The following is a 17538-nucleotide window of genomic DNA, read 5'->3' as shown; positions in this document are numbered from 1 at the left end:
TGACCAGCCCTCAGGCCGCCCCGTTGCGATGCACGGGGACGCTGCCCGAGGCGGGAAACAGCACCAGATGCTCGGCAGAGACTTCGAAGCCGACCTGATCCCCGGCGCGCAGATCCACATGGCTGGGAAACAACGCTTCCAGCTGCGTGCCGGTCGGCAGCTGCAAACGGTACAAGGTAGCGGCGCCCTGAAAGGTCAGGCTCGCAACGCGCGCCTTGATCGGGCTGTCAGGCGCATAAACGATATCGTCCGGACGCAACAGAACATCCATGGGCGTGCCTCGGGCGCCGGCATAGGCACGGTTGCCCCGCAGCACGCCCAGTTCAGTCTGCACCGATTCGGCATCGATCAGTTGCCCCCGAATGAAGTAGCCCTGACCGACGAAGCTGGCGACGTAAGGCGTCGCTGGCTCGTGATAGAGGTTGTAAGGCGTATCCCACTGCTCCAGCCTGCCATCCTTGAATACGCCAACGTGGTCGCTCACGGCGAATGCCTCTTCCTGGTCGTGTGTCACCAGAATCGCACTCGTGCCCCGGGCTTTGAGAATGTCACGTACCTCGTGGCTCAAGCGTCGACGCAGTTCGCCATCCAGATTCGAAAACGGCTCATCCAGTAGCAGCAACTGCGGCTCCGGTGCCAAGGCACGAGCCAGCGCCACACGTTGCTGCTGCCCACCGGAAAGCTCGTGGGGATGGCGCGCGCCCAGTGCGCCCAGATTCACAAGCGCCAGCATTTCCCGAACCACCTGCTTCTGACGAGGGTGATTGCGGATGCCGAAGGCGATGTTGTCAGCGACCGTGAGGTGCGGGAACAGGGCGTAGTCCTGAAACACCATGCCAATGCGGCGTTTCTCTGGTGCCAGGGTGAATCCGGCGCGGGAGATGACTTCGCCCGCCAGCGTGATCTGGCCGTGATGCACAGGCTCAAACCCGGCGATGGCGCGCAATGTGGTGGTCTTACCGCAGCCGGAAGAACCCAGCAGGCAGCCGATATCACCCGCGTTCAGGTGCAGATTGAGGTTCTGCACCACGCGTTGGTCCCCATAGCCACAGGCAAGGTCATGCAGTGTCAGCAGCAGGGGATGGCTCATGCCGCTGTGTAGGCCGGGGCCACGAGGAACTCGAGCAGGGCCTTCTGTGCATGCAGCCGGTTCTCCGCCTGATCCCACGCCACGGAACGCTGATCGTCCAGCAGATCGTCGCTGATCTCTTCGCCACGGTGCGCGGGCAGGCAGTGCATGAAAATCACGTCGTCAGCGGCGCGGTCCAGCATCTCGCGGGTCACCTGGAAGGGCTTGAACAGGGCCAGACGCCTGGCGGCTTCTTCTTCCTGCCCCATGGACGTCCACACATCGGTACTGACCAGATGCGCGCCTTGCACCGCTTCATGCGGGTCGCGGGTCAGGGTCACGCGGTCGCCGGCCAGAGCCATGAAATGCGCACTGGGTTCGTAGCCTTCCGGACAGGCGATGCGCAGCTGAAAATCGAACTGAATCGCGGCTTCTATATAGCTGTTGCACATGTTGTTGCCGTCGCCGATCCACGCCACGGTCTTGCCCTGGATGGAGCCGCGGTGTTCGAGGAATGTCTGCATGTCGGCAAGCAGCTGGCAGGGATGAAGGTCATCGGACAGGCCGTTGATCACCGGCACACGGGAATGCGCTGCGAACTCGGTGAGGTTGCTATGGGCGAAGGTGCGGATCATGACCGCATCGACCATCCGGGACATGACCCGTGCGCCATCGGCGATCGGTTCGCCACGGCCCAGCTGGGTGTCCCGAGGAGAGAGAAAGATGGCCTGACCGCCGAGCTGGATCATTCCGGCCTCGAAGGAAACCCGAGTCCGCGTCGAGGATTTCTCGAAGATCATTGCCAGAACGCGCCCCCTCAGTGGCTCGAAGAGCACGCCTCGATTTCGCAGGTCCTTCAGCTCAACGCCGCGACGAATCACCCCGACCAGCTCAGCGGGGGTGTAGTCCATCATCGAGAGAAAGTGCCTTGCGCTCATCATTAACTACCTTGTCTGCAACAGACCGCAGATCCTCAAAGCCGGGTTTTAGGGGAAAAACGGGCGAGACCTGCGGCGAAAGCCGCACGGGGCGACGAATAGGGAAGGCGCGAGGGTATAAGAAAATGTCGCCTGATGCCAAGGCCCGGCGTGATGGAAAATGGCGGTCGGACGTTCGGTCGCCTGAAAGCGGCGTTCGCAGGACGCTTTTCATGTAACGAAGTGCTACAGTTGCAGCTCTGCGAAGGCCATTCGCCATCGCATTAGTCCTGATCTGACGCATCGTGTGTGACGCCCTCCGGCATCGCCTCGATTGCTGCCTGATCCGTAACAGTCGCAAACCACTGCGCAGCCTTATGCGACATGCTTCACGCCACGGAAACCCGGACGTTTCCTAAACCATCGGCGTGGGTTATAAAGGCCGCTTATGTCCTCCTAAAGAGGTGGGGAATGGATTCAAAAGAGCAACAACTGACGGAACTGCTCGGGCTTACGGCTCGAACCCTCACGCACCTCACGGCGTCCATGACGTCGATGTCGTTCGAACTGATGCGCAGCGAAGACGAGGTCACGCGCTCTGCGGGGCGTCGCATGATTGATCGCATGGCAACCATCAGTGCCGGACTCGACGAACACTGGCGACTGATCGGCGAACTCACCGGCGTCCAGCTGTCCCAGGAACAGATCGAAACCGTTCATGAAGTGCAGATGCAGCGCAAGGTGGTGACACCCATCGGCGGTACCGGATCCTGAGGGATCTTTCCTGATCGGGCGAGCTATCGGCTCGCCTGATGCTGTCTGATTCACGGCACTGACATTTCTGGCGCATCGCCCGGGCAAGTCCCATAGTTTTGTATCCGCGATCGAGTTGATCGCCCTATAAAAACTCGAGACTGGCGATGACCAAGACTCTCCACCACCGTGCCTGCCACCTGTGCGAGGCGATCTGTGGCCTCACCCTCGAAACCACCCTGCAAGACGACGCCACTCTGCTGATCACCTCGATCAAGGGGGATGCGCAGGACACGTTCAGCCGCGGGCACATCTGCCCCAAAGCAGTCGCACTCCAGGATATCCAGAACGATCCCGATCGCCTCAAGCGTCCCATGCAGCGCATTGGCAACGACTGGCAGCCGATCGAGTGGCAGGCCGCATTTGATCTGATTGCCGAGCGCCTGGCCGACATTCAAGCGCGTCATGGCCAGAACGCGGTGGCGGTGTACCAGGGCAATCCCAGCGTGCATAACTATGGGCTGATGACCCACAGCAATTATTTCCTCGGGTTGCTGAAAACCCGTAATCGCTACTCCGCTACCTCTGTTGACCAGTTGCCTCATCACCTGACCAGTCATTTGATGTATGGCCACGGCCTGTTGCTGCCTATCGCTGACATCGATCACACCGATTTCATGCTCATCCTCGGTGGCAATCCGCTGGCGTCGAACGGCAGCATCATGACCGTGCCTGATGTCGAGAAGCGCCTCAAGGCCATTCAAGCCCGCGGTGGCAAGGTGGTTGTGGTCGATCCGCGCCGCAGTGAGACCGCCGCCATTGCCGACCAGCACCTCTTTATCCGTCCGGGCGGCGACGCGGCGTTTCTGTTCGGCGTGTTGCACACGCTGTTCGCCGAAGGCCTGACCCGTGAAACTCATCTTGCGATCGATGGCCTGGACGATGTGCGCACGGCGATCAGCGAAATGAATGCCGACGCCATGAGCCCTCGTTGCGGCGTGCCTGCCGAGCAGATCCGACAGCTCGCGCGGGACTTTGCCGCTGCCAAAAGCGGGGTGTGTTACGGGCGCATGGGCATTTCCACCCAGGCGTTTGGCACGCTGTGCCACTGGCTGGTGCAATTGATCAATCTGGTCACCGGTAATCTTGATCGCGTCGGCGGCGCACTGTGCACCGAGCCTGCACTGGACTTGGTGGCATCGACTTCCGGGGGCAGCTTCAACCGCTGGCAGAGCCGCGTTTCACAGTTGCCCGAGTACGGCGGTGAACTGCCTGTTTCTGCACTGGCCGAGGAAATGCTGACGCCGGGCGAAGGGCAGGTGAGGGCGCTGATAACCGTGGCCGGCAACCCGGTATTGTCGACGCCCAATGGTCGTCGGCTCGACATGGCACTTGAGGGCCTTGAGTTCATGGTCAGCGTCGATTTGTACATCAACGAGACCACTCGGCACGCTGACCTTATCTTGCCGTCGACCTCTGCACTGGAAAACGACCACTACGACACGACCTTCAACATGTTCGCGGTGCGCAACGTCACCCGCTTCAACCGTGCGATTCTCCCCAAGCCGCCCGGCGCGCTGCACGACTGGGAAATTTTCGTGGGCCTGGCTCAAGCGTTCGCGGTGAAAACCGGCCGCGAGCTTAAACCGACGATGCCGCCGGCGGCCATGGTCGATCGCGGTCTGCGCGCCGGGCTTTACGGCGAGGCATCCTCGCAGAAATTGTCGTTGCAAACACTGGCCCAGCATCCCCACGGTCTGGACCTGGGCCCGCTCAAGCCGAACCTGGCCGCGCGCCTGAAAACGGCCAACCAGCGCGTGCAGGCCGCGCCTGCGGTGATTCTTGCCGACCTCGCCCGTTTCGCTGCTCGACCCTTACCTCAAGCCGATGATTTAATGCTCATCGGCCGACGCCATGTGCGCAGTAATAACTCCTGGATGCACAATTACCATCGTCTGGTAAAAGGCAAGCCGCGCCATCAGTTGCTGATGCACCCCGACGACTTGCTCAGCCGGGGTTTAATGGACGGTCAGCGGGTGAGGGTCAGCTCGCGGGTAGGCGTGATCGAGGTCGAAGTGATGGGCAGTGCGGAGATGATGCGCGGCGTCGTCAGCCTGCCCCATGGCTGGGGCCACGGCCGGCCAGGCGTGAAAATGGACATTGCGACGGCCCAGCCGGGCGAAAGCGCGAATGACCTGACCGACGAGCGGGCGCTGGATGCGATTTCCGGGAACGCCGTGCTCAATGGCGTGCCGGTGACGGTCGCAGCGGCATGACGGCCATCATCTTCACGAGTCGATGAAGGCCAAGACCGAGCGTTATGCTAGGGAATCGTTTAGAATGCGGCACCGTGTCGACACATACAGTCGTAAAGTTTAGCCGAGGTGCTCCATGGATATTATCGAAACGATCAAAGACCAGATTGCCAGCAACACCGTTCTGCTTTACATGAAAGGCGCTCCGAATGCCCCACAGTGCGGCTTCTCGGCCAAGGCTTCCCAGGCACTGATGGCCTGTGGCGAAAAGTTCGCCTACGTCGATATCCTGCAAAACCCGGAAATCCGTGCCAACCTGCCGAAGTACGCCAACTGGCCTACCTTCCCGCAGCTGTGGGTCGGCGGTGAGCTGGTCGGCGGCAGTGACATCATCACTGAAATGCAGGCCGACGGTTCGCTGCAGGAGCTGGTCAAAGCCGCTGTTGCGAAGAACACCACTGCCTGATTTCGGCAGCCGTAAAAAAGCCCCGCTCTCTGTCGAGATGCGGGGCTTTTTATTGGGCGTTGTCGGGGACGAAAATCAGTCCTCTTCGCCCATCTGCGATTGCAGGTAGTTTTCGATACCCACCTTATCGATCAGCCCCAGCTGGGTTTCCAGCCAGTCGATGTGCTCTTCTTCCGATTCCAGAATGTCTTCCAGCATCTCGCGGCTGCCGAAGTCGCCAACGGTTTCGCAGTGCGCGATGGCGGCTTTCAGGTCGGCGTGGCCTTTGCGCTCGATGCGCAGGTCACACTCAAGCATTTCCTTGGTGTGTTCGCCGATCAGGATCTTGCCCAGGTCCTGCAGATTCGGCAGGCCTTCCAGAAACAGGATGCGCTTGATCAACTTGTCAGCGTGCTTCATCTCGTCGATGGATTCATGGTACTCGTGCTTGCCCAGCTTGTTCAGGCCCCAATCCTCATACATGCGCGCATGCAGGAAGTACTGATTGATTGCGACCAGCTCGTTACCGAGGATCTTGTTGAGATGCTGGATGACTGTGATGTCGCCTTTCATGATCGGGTCCCGTCGTAGATATGGGTAATGCTGGCGGCAAGTCTGAGCCCCTGATATAACTCTGTCAAACCTAAGTTATTGAATAATAAGTGAAAATAAATAGGAATAAGAATGTTTGTGTTCCGCATCTCGTCGCTAAGCAATTGAATTAAAGGCATAAAAAAACCGGACAAGGTCCGGTTTCATTTGAAAGCGTTGAATCAGGCGGCTGAAAATTCTGCGGGATAGGCAAGGGCGGCATGACTGGATTGCAGCTCGGTCAGGGTTTCACGCACCACTTCCTTGGCTAGGCAGGCACATTTCCCACACTTACTGGCGACACCCAGCGTTTCGCGGACGTCACGATAGCTGCAGCATCCTTCCATGATTGCTTCACGGATTTGTCCGTCGGTAACACCTTGGCAGAGGCAGACATACATATAAGAAACCGTCGCTGAGTGATTGGCTCAATGCGAGGGATACTAATGTTAATGAGAATGCTTGTCAAAACTACTCCGCCTTCTTCGCATGACCGCCGATGAGCGGTCAGATCGTATGTGGGGCAAAATTTGTTGGGACTTTGCATGTATAGCTGATTTTCCGAATACGTCATCTGGGCTATACGCGCAGGCAAATAAAAGCTCCCGGATGAAGCCGGCCCCACTGCATGCTTTTATGAAGAGGCCTTCCCGCGCGAAGCCGGTCCTGCTGGCTGGATGCGATGCTTTTAGTGGGACCGGCTTAGCCGGGAAGGGGCCAGTCCAGGCGCCGACGATTTCAGGCTGGTCACCGCCAGGAATCCAGCCCATAAAAAACCGGCCACGTGGGCCGGTTCTTTTAGGGTGCAACACCATCGACTCAGTCGTCGAAGTCGTGCCAGCCGCCCATTTCTTTCCAGCGGTTGACGATGCCGCAGAACAGCTCAGCCGTCTTTTCGGTGTCGTAACGGGCCGAATGGGCCTCCCGGCCGTCGAAATCGATGTCCGCGGACTGACAGGCCTTCGCGAGGACCGTCTGACCGTATGCCAGGCCCGCCAGCGTCGCCGTGTCGAAGCTGGAAAAGGGGTGGAACGGGTTACGCTTCATGTCCAGCCGCGCTACCGCTGCGTTGAGAAAGCCCAGATCGAAGCTGGCGTTGTGACCGACCAGGATCGCACGCTTGCAGCCATTGGCTTTCAGCGCCTTGCGGATACCGCGAAAGATGTCCGTCAGCGCCGTTTCTTCACTCACCGCCATACGCAGCGGGTGATCCAGCTTGATGCCGGTGAACTCCAGCGCCGCGGCTTCAACATTGGCGCCCTCGAACGGTTCGACACGAAAGAAATACGTGTGGTCTGGAAAGACAAAGCCTTTCTCGTCCATGCCGATGGTGGTGGCGGCGATCTCCAGCAACGCATCGGTGGCGCAGTTGAATCCACCCGTTTCTACGTCAACGACAACGGGCAGGTAACCGCGAAAACGCGCAGCCATCGGATGCCGGGAGCCTGTACCGCCGCCGGAGCCTTCTTGCTCGTCTTCGTAATGATCTTCGCTCACGCGTGTTCCTCAAGCAGGCGCCAGCGCAGTTGTTCACCGGCGCGCAGCGGAATAACAGAAAGCTCGCCAAACGGCAGGCTGGCGGGCGCCGTCCACTCGTCACGAACCAGGGTAATGGTGTCGGTGTTGGCGGGCAGGCCGTAGAAGGCCGGACCGTGCAGACTGGCAAAACCTTCGAGCTTGTCCAGCGCATTGCGTGATTCGAACGCCTCGGCGTAAAGCTCGATGGCCGCAAACGCGGTGTAGCAGCCGGCGCAACCGCAGGCTGCCTCCTTGGCGTGCTGCGCATGAGGCGCCGAGTCAGTCCCGAGGAAGAACTTGCTGTTGCCGCTGGTGGCCGCATCAAGCAGCGCGACCTGATGGGTATTGCGCTTGAGGATCGGCAGGCAATAAAAGTGCGGCCGGATACCGCCCACCAGCATGTGGTTGCGGTTATACAGCAGGTGGTGCGCCGTGATAGTGGCTCCCACATTGGCTGACGCTTCATTGACGAACTGCACGGCGTCGGCGGTGGTGATGTGTTCGAACACCACTTTCAGCGTCGGGAAACGCTCGACGACACGACGCATGTGTTCATCGATGAAAATCTTTTCGCGGTCGAAGACATCGATATCGCCGCGGGTCACTTCGCCGTGGATGAGCAGAGGCAGGCCCACTTCAGCCATGGCCTCAAGCACCGCGAAGATCTTGTCGACACTGGTCACGCCCGAGTCGGAGTTGGTGGTCGCGCCTGCCGGGTACAGCTTGGCGGCATACACGAAACCACTGACCTTCGCGGCGCGAATCTCTTGGGGCTGCGTCAGGTCGGTCAGGTAAAGCACCATCAGCGGCTCGAAGCGGCTGCCTGGCGGGCGCGCGGCTAGGATGCGCTGACGGTAGGCGTCCGCTTGCTCCGCGTTGCGGACCGGCGGCACGAGGTTCGGCATGATGATCGCGCGGCCAAAAGTGCGCGCTACGTCGGCGACGGTGTGAGGCAATACAGCGCCATCTCGAAGATGGATATGCCAGTCGTCGGGTCGCAGGAGGGTCAGGCGTTCGGACATTGGGGATTCCAGGCGGGTCAAACTCGCTGGGAATGCTACCGGAAAAGACTCCTCCAGGCACTCGCTATCAAGTTTCGCGGGAAGTTACCGATAGCCACGTGTCAGATCATAAATCTTGTTACACGTGAATTTAGTGGAGCCGCCCGTGCGCCAGCGATATCTAGCCCTGCTCAGCGCGTTTGCCAGCCTGCCGGCCATGGCGCTCACATTCCAGACCCGTCTGGAGAACATTGAGTGGAAGGTGGAAGGTGATCAGTTCGAGTGCCGGCTGACCCAGCCGATCGCTGATTTCGGTGCAGGGGAATTCGTACGTCGCGCGGGTGAGCAGCCCACGTTTCGACTGAAGGCGAATGGCTACAGCCTGGCGTCCGGATCGGCGACGCTGATTGCAGCGGCAGCGCCCTGGCAGCCGGGTCGCAGTGACCTCAATCTGGGCGCGGTGAAAGTCGGCAATGGCGAGATCCCGTTCAATACCAATCAAGCCCAGGCCACGCGGCTTATCGCAGGGCTGATGGAAGGGCGCAGCCCGGTGATTCGTCATTCCCTGCGCGACGGTGGCGGCGCGATGGAAGTCCGTCTGTTGCCGGTCAAATTCAGCAAGGCTTACGGTGAGTTTCAAGTCTGTACGGCGAAGCTGTTGCCAATGAATTTCGAACAAGTGCGCCAGTCCGAGATCGGCTTTCCCGGCGGCGGCATTGAGCTGGACGCTTCCGCCAAACGCAAGCTGGACACCGTGCTGGCTTATATGAAGGCTGATCCGACCGTCAATCATGTGGAACTCGACGGCCACTCCGACAACAGCGGCAACCGGCTGACCAACCGTGATCTGTCGCGGCGTCGGGCGCTGTCCGTCATGGACTACCTCAAGGCCCAGGGCGTCCCGGAAGAACAGATCACCCTGCGCTTCCATGGCGAGCAGTACCCGCTGGCGCCCAACACCAACAATGCCAACCGTGCGCGCAACCGCCGTGTGAATATCCACCTTGAACGCGTGGCGCAGCAGACACCCGCTATGCCGCCTGTCGCTGCACCCGCTCCATCGCCGGCGCCTGCGACAGCCGCCAGTGCGGCACCCGCCAAGACCTCTTGAGGATGGGCTTCAAGTCGTCTGACTGACAGAATCTGTCGCTTTGCCGTCAGAAGCTGTCGCGACACTGTAAATTCCTGCGCGTGAACGGTAAACTCGTCGGCTTTCCGTACAACGCGTTGGAGTGATGGCATGGCGGACGTAAACAAGGTAGTTCTCGCGTATTCCGGTGGCCTGGATACTTCGGTAATCCTCAAGTGGCTGCAAGATACGTACAACTGCGAGGTGGTGACCTTCACCGCTGACCTGGGTCAGGGCGAAGAAGTCGAGCCGGCACGCGCCAAGGCACAAGCCATGGGCGTCAAAGAAATCTACATCGACGACCTGCGCGAAGAATTCGTGCGTGATTTCGTGTTCCCGATGTTCCGCGCCAACACTGTCTACGAAGGCGAGTACCTGCTGGGTACTTCCATTGCGCGTCCGCTGATCGCCAAACGTCTTATCGAAATCGCCAACGAAACCGGCGCTGACGCCATTTCCCACGGCGCTACAGGCAAAGGCAACGACCAGGTCCGCTTCGAATTGGGCGCTTATGCGCTGAAGCCTGGCGTGAAAGTGATCGCTCCATGGCGCGAGTGGGACCTGTTGTCCCGCGAGAAGCTGATGGACTACGCCGAGAAGCACGCAATCCCGATCGAACGTCACGGCAAGAAGAAATCCCCGTACTCGATGGACGCGAACTTGCTGCACATCTCCTATGAAGGCGGCGTGCTGGAAGACACCTGGACCGAGCACGAAGAAGACATGTGGCGCTGGACAGTGTCGCCGGAGAACGCGCCGGACAAGGCACAGTTTCTGGAGCTGACCTACCGCAACGGCGACATCGTTGCGCTGGACGGCGTCGAGATGACCCCGGCTACCGTTCTTGCCACGCTGAACCGCATTGGCGGCGAGCACGGCATCGGTCGTCTGGACATCGTCGAGAACCGCTACGTCGGCATGAAGTCCCGCGGCTGCTACGAGACCCCGGGCGGCACCATCATGCTTCGCGCTCACCGTGCGATCGAATCGATCACCCTGGACCGTGAAGTCGCTCACCTCAAGGATGAACTGATGCCCAAGTACGCCAGCCTGATCTACACCGGCTACTGGTGGAGCCCTGAGCGTCTGATGCTGCAGCAAATGATTGATGCCTCGCAGGCCCACGTGAATGGTGTCGTGCGCTTGAAGCTGTATAAGGGCAACGTGATCGTGACCGGTCGCAAGTCCGACGATTCCCTGTTCGACGCCAACATCGCAACCTTTGAAGAAGACGGCGGGGCTTACAACCAGGCCGATGCTGCCGGTTTCATCAAGCTCAACGCGCTGCGCATGCGTATCGCGGCGAACAACGGCCGCAAGTTGTTCTGAGCAAGCGTATGACCGAGGTGCAGCCCCGTCCGGGGCTGCACTCATCACTTGCCTCCCTTGCTGTGAGATGGCCGGTTTAACGCCATCACTTCCTGCGTTAACGCTGACCCGATTAATTCTTTCCTTTCTACGCGTCAAACAACGCGGTCGTGCCCTTGGTTATCGCTCATGAGCCACGGGGGCAATCGGCGTCGTCGCCAGCGTTTTTCTCGCCTGAATCTTCGCGGGAAGTTGTTCGGAACTCAAAACGATAGGCTTTACCGATGTCGAGGACATCGCGCACGCCAATACCCAATAGTTGAGCAATTTCGGGAACGGTATAGCCCAACGCTGAGTAATGCATGGCATGCCCGGCAGTAGCGTCGTCTATTGTTGCCGGCGCTCGTTGCCGGGAAGTGCGTGAACGACGAACAGGCTGGCAGCAACGAATCTTCAGGCCGTTCTCGTTGGCCAGCCGCTTGATGTCCTTCTGGTTCATGCGCAGGGAGTATTGCAGCGCTGCGACGCCGGCACCCTTTGCCACAAGCCCCTTGAGCAGATCGATCTTGGTACACCGCTCAGCGTCGGGATCGGCTTCCCGAGTCTGCCTGCACGCTTCGGTTTCCCGCGACTCGCCTTCTGCAATCACGTTGATGACGCCACCCTGAGAAACGTACCGCTCTACCGCCTCGGCGAGTTTGACAGGGTCACTGCTGGCGCCGAGGGCGTACTTTATTTTCTTGGTCATGGTAGGTTCCTTTGAACATATCAATGTAAACAGCCTTAGACACAGGGGACGTTTACGCGTGAGCGCGTTTAAACACGGAATGGCTTGTTCGGCCGATGCAGTCAGTGCCTGAATTACCGCAAAGATGCAGATATATAAACGCAATAATCTTATAGGGTGAAGAAAGGCACTAACTAACAATGGGCTGAACGAGAGTGTTATCAAAAAGTAACGACTGGTAATAGGTTTGGCAAGTAAAAAGCTGAAAAACCGTCGGTTCAGTTTTTTAAAAGCTTTGGGTGGTGTTTATGTTTGTCATAAGGGTCCGGTAATTATGTAGTATTTTTCTGGAATGGCTTGAAAGCGCTGGAAGTTATGCGGTGAATAGTATTACGTGAAAGGCGGGTCAGCCCTACAGTTCCGTGAAGTGGCGCAATGCGGTCAGCATTGATTGACCTGCACACTGCGCAGGTCATCTAGTAATGTCACTGCTTTTGCTCTCTTCACCAACGCCTGACGGAAATAAGCGTTGCTAATTTGTCTCGCCGATTCGGATATTTCTGAATTCAATGTAGGTCATTTCGAAATTTTGATATGTAATGAAACCCTTCGATTATTCCAGTACACGTTAAGCAAGTGTGTGCCTGTGGCCCGCTCTCACATGACCTGCAATATTTCATGATTTTTGTTTACTGGCGGTCCGGTGAGATGGGCATATGCTGAGGCCATAACGCTCAAGGTCGACGGGCTAACCGGCTGCATGAGTCACCTCTTCAAAGGAAGCCGATTTCAATGGCATCACGAAAGCCTTAGTTTTTCCTGATAATGAAAGCCGTCGACGGCGGCTGCGTGTTGCCGCTCGACGTTGGGGCAGCATGAGCAGGCCGCCTGCATTCATATCGCCAAAATGCACAGCGTATTCAGGATTGAAAAATAACCGCTTGCGATCTCGTAAATTATGCTGTCACGTACTGATACGTGATTGAACATTGTTGCAAATAGTGCGGATAGGGCAGGTTTTGTAGGATTTTTCTGTTGGTTGAGTGAGAAAGGTCTTTGCCTGCTGGTCTGCAGGGAGGAGCGCCATGCAAAGCACTAAACGACTAAGCTATTGTGCGGGCTCTGAAAATTCGAACAGCGAAGAATGGACTGCTCATGAATAAAGTGTTGATCGTGGATGATCACCCTGTCATTAGGCTCGCCGTACGCATGTTGATGGAACGTCATGGCTACGAAGTCATTGCCGAGACGGATAACGGCGTGGATGCGTTACAACTGGCGCGCGAGCACCTGCCGGACATTGTCATTCTGGACATCGGTATCCCCAAGCTTGACGGCCTGGAGGTTATCGCCCGATTGTCGGCAATGACACTGGCTTTCAAAGTGCTGATTCTGACTTCCCAGGCACCCGGGCATTTTTCAATGCGGTGCATGCAGGCTGGCGCGGCGGGTTATGTCTGCAAGCAGCAGGATCTGACGGAATTGCTCAGCGCCATCAAAGCGGTGTTGTCCGGCTACAGTTACTTCCCCAATCAGGCGCTGCATACGGTGCGATCCAGTCTGGGCAATGCCAGTGAGGCGGAGATGGTGGACCGTCTTTCCGGAAGGGAGATGATGGTGCTGCAGCAGTTGGCGCGAGGCAAGACCAACAAGGAGATCGCCGACGGCATGTTCCTGAGCAACAAAACCGTCAGCACCTATAAAACGCGCCTGTTGCTCAAACTTAATGCGCATTCGCTGGTCGACCTCATCGAGCTCGCGCAGCGCAACGGGCTTGTTTGATGGCTGAGCAATGCGGTGCTGCGACGCAGCGCTATGCGCTCATGGCTGTTGCCCAGGCCTCTCTGTCTGGAGAGGCTTCAGGCACAGCGCCTGGAATGAGCGTCAGAAATCGAAATCATAATCCGCAAGCTGTCGTTGCAGGCGACGCTCTTCGAGCATGTTATCGATGGTGCGGCGCTTGCTGAGATTGGTCTTGGCGGTCTCTGCTGGTACGGGCGTGACTTCTTCCGGTTCTTCAATCACGAAGTCATCGTCAACTTCGATGGTGTCTTTTTCATCGCTCATGATTCAGCCTCAGGCGTGAATAGTCGTTGGCGCTCCTTATAGCGACAAAAACTGCGCGGGTAAAAACGTTTTTTTATATCGATCGAAGCCCTCAGACGCTATCGTTCAATCGTCCGAGGTCTTCGCCTTGTACTCGCACAGGTCCTCGATCCGGCAACTTCCGCATCGCGGCTTACGCGCGATACAGACGTAACGCCCGTGAAGGATCAGCCAGTGGTGCGCGTCCATGAGGTAATCCCTGGGCACGAACTTCATCAGCCTGGTTTCAACTTCCACCACATTCTTCCCGGGCGCGATGCCGGTGCGGTTGCTGACACGGAAGATGTGCGTGTCGACGGCCATCGCCAGTTGGCGAAACGCCGTGTTCAACACTACGTTCGCGGTCTTGCGGCCCACACCGGGGAGCGCTTCAAGGGCCTCACGGCTCTGCGGCACCTCCCCATCGTGTCGTTCCATCAGCAGGCGGCACGTTTCGATCACGTTCCGGGCCTTGCTGTTATACAGACCGATGGTCCTGATGTAGGCAGACAGACCCTCGACACCTAATGCGTAAATCGCCTGGGGTGTATTGGCGACCGGGTACAGGCGTGCCGTGGCCTTGTTGACGCTGACGTCGGTAGCCTGCGCCGAAAGGATGACGGCGATCAGTAACTCGAACGGCGTGGTGTAGGCCAGTTCGGTTTTGGGGTCGGGATTGTCTTCGTGCAAACGACGAAAGATCTCGAGGCGTTTTACGGCGTTCATGGCGTGGGTGTTTCCTGAGAAGACGGTGCTGTCGGCGCCGGGTGCTGCAATCGAGCGAGCGCCTGCTCGGCCTCGTCAAGACTGCGCTGCAATTGCACGAGCTGCGCGGCGTGTTCGGCGATGGGCGGGTGACCAAAGGCTTTCAGCGATTTCAACAGTTGCGCTCTGCTCATGGCGACCTGTGCGCGAGCCTGCTTCAAGGCAGTGTCACTCCCATTCGATGGCGTTGCGCGGAGGCGTGCCAGGGCAGCCTGCGCCGGATTTGGCTGCGCAGTCGCAGTCGCGGCAGGCATGCCAGTCCTTTGCTGCCGGGCCAGGCGCTCGGTCTGGCGTCGCTGTTCTTCGCGTTGTATCCGGTCGGCGCGCGCGTCGAAGCGATGCCGTCCACGACTGCGTTTGACGGCTCTGGCGGCTCGCTGCGTCTCATCCGTGGCGTGACCGCCAATGAAAGGCACGGAGTCCGCCGGCAACGGAAGCATGTCGATGCAGTCGACCGGGCAGGGGGCAACGCACAGGTCGCAGCCCGTGCACTCGTCAACGATGACGGTGTGCATCAGTTTGGCGGCGCCAACGATGGCGTCCACAGGGCAGGCCTGAATGCACTTGGTGCAACCGATGCACTCTGCCTCACGGATGAAAGCCACTTGCGCCGGCGCGCTGCCACGCTCGATATCGAGTTGCAGGACGGGCACATCGAGCAGTCGAGCCAGCGCTGCAATGGTCTCATCGCCACCGGGTGGACACTTGTTGATGGCTTCGCCGGTCGCCACGCCCTCGGCGTACGGCTTGCAACCTGGATGGCCGCACTTCCCGCATTGAGTTTGCGGCAACAGGGCGTCGATGCGCTGAATCAGGCTCATGCTTGGACCAGATCGACGACCCGAGCGGGCCGTCGATAACGTGCAGAATGGTACGGTTCGGGGCGGATTACTTGATGCGCTGGCCCGGCTTGGCGCCGCTGTCAGGGCTCAGCAGGTAAATCTCCTCACCGCCGGGACCCGCCGCCATGACCATGCCTTCCGAGATGCCGAAGCGCATCTTCCGCGGCTTCAGGTTGGCGATCATCATGGTCAGTCGGCCCTCCAGCTCGGACGGGTTCGGGTACGCGCTCTTGATGCCGGAGAAGACGTTGCGCTTCTCGTCGCCGATATCCAGGGTCAAGCGCAGCAGCTTGTCGGCACCTTCGACGTGCTCGGCTTTCTCGATCAGCGCGACACGCAAATCAATCGCCGCGAAGGCGTCAAAGTCGATCTCGGGGGAGAGTGGGTCTTTCGTCAGCTCACCGTTACCCTGTGGTGCCGCACCTGTATCAGTGGCGCTTGCGGCCAGGTCTTCTTTCGATGCGTCGGTCATGGCTTGCACCTTTACGGGGTCAATACGGGTCATCAGCGGCTGGAACGGGTTGAGCTGATGATTGCTCAGCAGGGTCTGGTGATCATTCCACGTCAGCGGCGCCACGTTGAGGAACTGCTCGGCGTCCGCGGCAAGATGGGGCAGCACGGGCTTCAGAAAGATCACCAACTGACGGAACAGGTTGATGCCCAGGGCGCAGATCGCCTGAACCTCGTCCTGTTTGCCTTCCTGCTTGGCCAGCGACCAGGGCGCCTTGTCCGCGATCCAGGCGTTGGCGCGGTCGGCCAGCGCCATGATCTCACGCATCGCCCGCGCAAAATCACGCGCCTCGTACGCCTCGGCAATGCTCGGCGCTGCGGCGTGAAACGCATCGGTCAATTCGGGTTCTGCATTACCGGCAACCAGCAAGCCCGCATTGCCTTTGTGAATGAAGCCCGCGCAACGGCTGGCGATGTTCACCACTTTACCGATCAGGTCAGAGTTGACCTTTTGCACGAAGTCTTCAAGGTTCAGGTCCAGATCGTCGACGCCACGGCCCAGCTTGGCCGCGTAGTAGTACCGCAGGTATTCCGGCGACAAGTGTTCAAGGTACGTACGCGCCTTGATGAAGGTGCCGCGGGATTTCGACATCTTCTGGCCATTGACGGTCAGGTAGCCGTGCACGTTGATACCGGTAGGCTTGCGGAAGCCCGAGCCTTCGAGCATTGCTGGCCAGAACAAGGCATGGAAATTAACGATGTCTTTGCCGATGAAGTGGTAGAGCTCGGTGGTCGAGTCCTTGTGCCAGAACGCGTCGAAGTCCAGCTCCGGACGGCGGGCGCACAGGTTCTTGAAGCTCGCCATGTAGCCGATCGGAGCATCCAGCCACACGTAGAAGTACTTGCCCGGCTCATCGGGAATCTCGAAGCCGAAATACGGCGCGTCGCGGGAGATGTCCCACTGCTGCAGACCGGAGTCCAGCCACTCGGAGAGCTTGTTCGCCACGGCGTCCTGCAACGTGCCGCTTCGCGTCCAGCCCTTGAGCATGGCGTCGAACGCAGGCAGGTCGAAGAAGAAATGCTTGGAGTCTCGAAGCACTGGCGTCGCGCCGGAGATCGCGGACTTCGGGTCCTTCAGATCAGTCGGGGCGTAGGTGGCGCCGCACTTCTCGCAGTTGTCGCCGTATTGGTCTTCGGTGCCGCATTTCGGGCAGGTGCCTTTGATGAAGCGGTCGGCCAGGAACATTTTCTTTTCCGGGTCGAAATACTGTGTCACCGAGCGTGTGGCGATATGGCCGGCGTCGCGAAGGCGAGTGTAGATCAGGCTCGACAGTTCGCGGTTTTCGTCAGCGTGGGTCGAGTGGAAATTGTCGAAATCCACCAGGAAGTCTGCGAAGTCGGCGCTGTGCTCGGCCTGCACATTGGCGATCAGCTGCTCAGGCGTGATGCCTTCTTTTTCGGCGCGCAGCATGATTGCCGAACCATGGGCGTCGTCCGCACACACATAAATGCACTGGTTGCCGCGGTGCTTCTGAAAGCGCACCCACATGTCGGTCTGGATGTACTCGAGCATGTGGCCAAGGTGAATGGAACCATTGGCATAGGGCAGGGCGCTGGTGACGAGAATCTTGCGTGGCTCGGACATTGGGCTCGGCTACTTGAAGTGAAACGGAGGTCGGCCAC

At 58.9% G+C, this 17538-nt stretch carries 16 protein-coding genes and 1 pseudogene; 6 read left to right on the top strand and 11 right to left on the bottom strand.

From position 1 onward, the window contains the following. Positions 1-10: 10 nt before the first annotated feature. Positions 11-1090 carry an ABC transporter ATP-binding protein gene (locus VF672_RS09880; protein WP_331104175.1) on the bottom strand — a complete coding sequence of 360 codons (1080 nt, stop codon included), beginning with the start codon at positions 1088-1090 and terminating at the stop codon, positions 11-13. After that, positions 1087-2007, bottom strand: a complete 921-nt coding sequence (argF, locus tag VF672_RS09875; protein ID WP_331104173.1) for an ornithine carbamoyltransferase — start codon at positions 2005-2007, stop codon at positions 1087-1089. The genes VF672_RS09880 and argF overlap by 4 nt, the downstream gene beginning before the upstream one ends. Positions 2008-2457: 450 nt before the next feature. Between argF and VF672_RS09870 the strand changes: the two genes are divergently transcribed. The 3 genes from VF672_RS09870 (at position 2458) to grxD (ending at position 5460) form a co-directional block, all read left to right on the top strand. Beyond that, positions 2458-2760 carry a hypothetical protein gene (locus tag VF672_RS09870; RefSeq protein ID WP_331104171.1) on the top strand — a complete coding sequence of 101 codons (303 nt, stop codon included), beginning with the start codon at positions 2458-2460 and terminating at the stop codon, positions 2758-2760. 146 nt (positions 2761-2906) lie between these two features. Continuing rightward, entirely contained in the window at positions 2907-5015 is a 2109-nt protein-coding gene (locus tag VF672_RS09865; RefSeq protein ID WP_331104169.1) for a molybdopterin oxidoreductase family protein, read from the top strand. A gap of 115 nt (positions 5016-5130) precedes the next feature. Beyond that, the gene (grxD, locus tag VF672_RS09860; RefSeq protein ID WP_331104167.1) at positions 5131-5460 is read left to right on the top strand and encodes a Grx4 family monothiol glutaredoxin; all 330 of its coding nucleotides are present in this window, start codon (positions 5131-5133) and stop codon (positions 5458-5460) included. A gap of 75 nt (positions 5461-5535) precedes the next feature. On the opposite strand, the gene bfr is transcribed toward grxD, so the two are convergent. From bfr to pyrC, 4 genes are all read right to left on the bottom strand, one after another. Further along, positions 5536-6012 (bottom strand): bacterioferritin, encoded by a 477-nt coding sequence (bfr, locus tag VF672_RS09855; RefSeq protein WP_065992554.1) that lies wholly within the window; start codon positions 6010-6012, stop codon positions 5536-5538. Positions 6013-6212: 200 nt separating this feature from the next. Next, complete coding sequence (locus VF672_RS09850) at positions 6213-6431, bottom strand: bacterioferritin-associated ferredoxin (RefSeq protein ID WP_265388658.1); 219 nt, start codon at positions 6429-6431, stop codon at positions 6213-6215. 418 nt (positions 6432-6849) lie between these two features. Next, positions 6850-7527: a ribonuclease T gene (gene rnt, locus VF672_RS09845; protein WP_331104162.1), complete on the bottom strand. Its 678-nt coding sequence runs from the start codon at positions 7525-7527 to the stop codon at positions 6850-6852. Next, positions 7524-8570 carry a dihydroorotase gene (gene pyrC / locus VF672_RS09840; RefSeq protein ID WP_331104160.1) on the bottom strand — a complete coding sequence of 349 codons (1047 nt, stop codon included), beginning with the start codon at positions 8568-8570 and terminating at the stop codon, positions 7524-7526. Before pyrC ends, rnt begins: the two co-directional genes overlap by 4 nt. A 145-nt stretch (positions 8571-8715) precedes the next feature. On the opposite strand from pyrC, the gene VF672_RS09835 reads away from it, so the two are divergent. Together VF672_RS09835 and VF672_RS09830 are read left to right on the top strand one after the other, a co-directional pair. Continuing rightward, the gene (locus VF672_RS09835) at positions 8716-9660 is read left to right on the top strand and encodes a flagellar protein MotY (RefSeq protein WP_331104157.1); all 945 of its coding nucleotides are present in this window, start codon (positions 8716-8718) and stop codon (positions 9658-9660) included. Positions 9661-9789: 129 nt separating this feature from the next. Further along, complete coding sequence (locus VF672_RS09830; RefSeq protein ID WP_331104155.1) at positions 9790-11007, top strand: argininosuccinate synthase; 1218 nt, start codon at positions 9790-9792, stop codon at positions 11005-11007. A 166-nt stretch (positions 11008-11173) separates the two neighbouring features. Here the strand turns inward: VF672_RS09830 and VF672_RS09825 are convergent, their stop codons facing one another. Further along, positions 11174-11734, bottom strand: coding sequence for a hypothetical protein (locus VF672_RS09825; RefSeq protein ID WP_331104153.1), 561 nt, complete (start codon positions 11732-11734; stop codon positions 11174-11176). Positions 11735-12868: 1134 nt separating this feature from the next. On the opposite strand from VF672_RS09825, the gene VF672_RS09820 reads away from it, so the two are divergent. After that, a complete protein-coding gene (locus tag VF672_RS09820; RefSeq protein ID WP_037012286.1) occupies positions 12869-13495 on the top strand; it encodes a response regulator transcription factor in 627 nt (208 codons plus the stop codon). A gap of 102 nt (positions 13496-13597) precedes the next feature. Here VF672_RS09820 and VF672_RS09815 read toward each other — a convergent pair whose 3' ends face one another. The 4 genes and pseudogenes from VF672_RS09815 to metG all read right to left on the bottom strand — a co-directional run bounded on the left by VF672_RS09815 (position 13598) and on the right by metG (position 17500). Continuing rightward, positions 13598-13780, bottom strand: coding sequence for a PA3496 family putative envelope integrity protein (locus tag VF672_RS09815; RefSeq protein WP_331104151.1), 183 nt, complete (start codon positions 13778-13780; stop codon positions 13598-13600). Positions 13781-13885: 105 nt separating this feature from the next. Next, positions 13886-14524 carry an endonuclease III gene (gene nth, locus VF672_RS09810; protein ID WP_331104149.1) on the bottom strand — a complete coding sequence of 213 codons (639 nt, stop codon included), beginning with the start codon at positions 14522-14524 and terminating at the stop codon, positions 13886-13888. 20 nt (positions 14525-14544) lie between these two features. Next, positions 14545-15384, bottom strand: a pseudogene (gene rsxB / locus VF672_RS09805) (electron transport complex subunit RsxB); the annotation flags it as partial. A 67-nt stretch (positions 15385-15451) separates the two neighbouring features. After that, a complete protein-coding gene (gene metG / locus VF672_RS09800) occupies positions 15452-17500 on the bottom strand; it encodes a methionine--tRNA ligase (protein WP_331104147.1) in 2049 nt (682 codons plus the stop codon). Positions 17501-17538: the final 38 nt, after the last annotated feature.

This window comes from Pseudomonas sp., assembly GCF_036387035.1.
GTDB lineage: Bacteria > Pseudomonadota > Gammaproteobacteria > Pseudomonadales > Pseudomonadaceae > Aquipseudomonas.
The sequence above is the reverse complement of the archived record's forward strand: the minus strand, read 5'-3'. Positions and strand labels throughout refer to the sequence as shown.

Bases quoted from the DNA above. Each gene is read 5' to 3' on its own strand.
- VF672_RS09880 (WP_331104175.1), bottom strand. From the start codon at position 1,090: ATGAGCCATCCCCTGCTGCTGACACTGCATGACCTTGCCTGTGGCTAT.
- argF (WP_331104173.1), bottom strand. From the start codon at position 2,007: ATGAGCGCAAGGCACTTTCTCTCGATGATGGACTACACCCCCGCTGAG.
- VF672_RS09870 (WP_331104171.1), top strand. From the start codon at position 2,458: ATGGATTCAAAAGAGCAACAACTGACGGAACTGCTCGGGCTTACGGCT.
- VF672_RS09865 (WP_331104169.1), top strand. From the start codon at position 2,907: ATGACCAAGACTCTCCACCACCGTGCCTGCCACCTGTGCGAGGCGATC.
- grxD (WP_331104167.1), top strand. From the start codon at position 5,131: ATGGATATTATCGAAACGATCAAAGACCAGATTGCCAGCAACACCGTT.
- bfr (WP_065992554.1), bottom strand. From the start codon at position 6,012: ATGAAAGGCGACATCACAGTCATCCAGCATCTCAACAAGATCCTCGGT.
- VF672_RS09850 (WP_265388658.1), bottom strand. From the start codon at position 6,431: ATGTATGTCTGCCTCTGCCAAGGTGTTACCGACGGACAAATCCGTGAA.
- pyrC (WP_331104160.1), bottom strand. From the start codon at position 8,570: ATGTCCGAACGCCTGACCCTCCTGCGACCCGACGACTGGCATATCCAT.
- VF672_RS09830 (WP_331104155.1), top strand. From the start codon at position 9,790: ATGGCGGACGTAAACAAGGTAGTTCTCGCGTATTCCGGTGGCCTGGAT.
- VF672_RS09825 (WP_331104153.1), bottom strand. From the start codon at position 11,734: ATGACCAAGAAAATAAAGTACGCCCTCGGCGCCAGCAGTGACCCTGTC.
- VF672_RS09820 (WP_037012286.1), top strand. From the start codon at position 12,869: ATGAATAAAGTGTTGATCGTGGATGATCACCCTGTCATTAGGCTCGCC.
- VF672_RS09815 (WP_331104151.1), bottom strand. From the start codon at position 13,780: ATGAGCGATGAAAAAGACACCATCGAAGTTGACGATGACTTCGTGATT.
- nth (WP_331104149.1), bottom strand. From the start codon at position 14,524: ATGAACGCCGTAAAACGCCTCGAGATCTTTCGTCGTTTGCACGAAGAC.
- metG (WP_331104147.1), bottom strand. From the start codon at position 17,500: ATGTCCGAGCCACGCAAGATTCTCGTCACCAGCGCCCTGCCCTATGCC.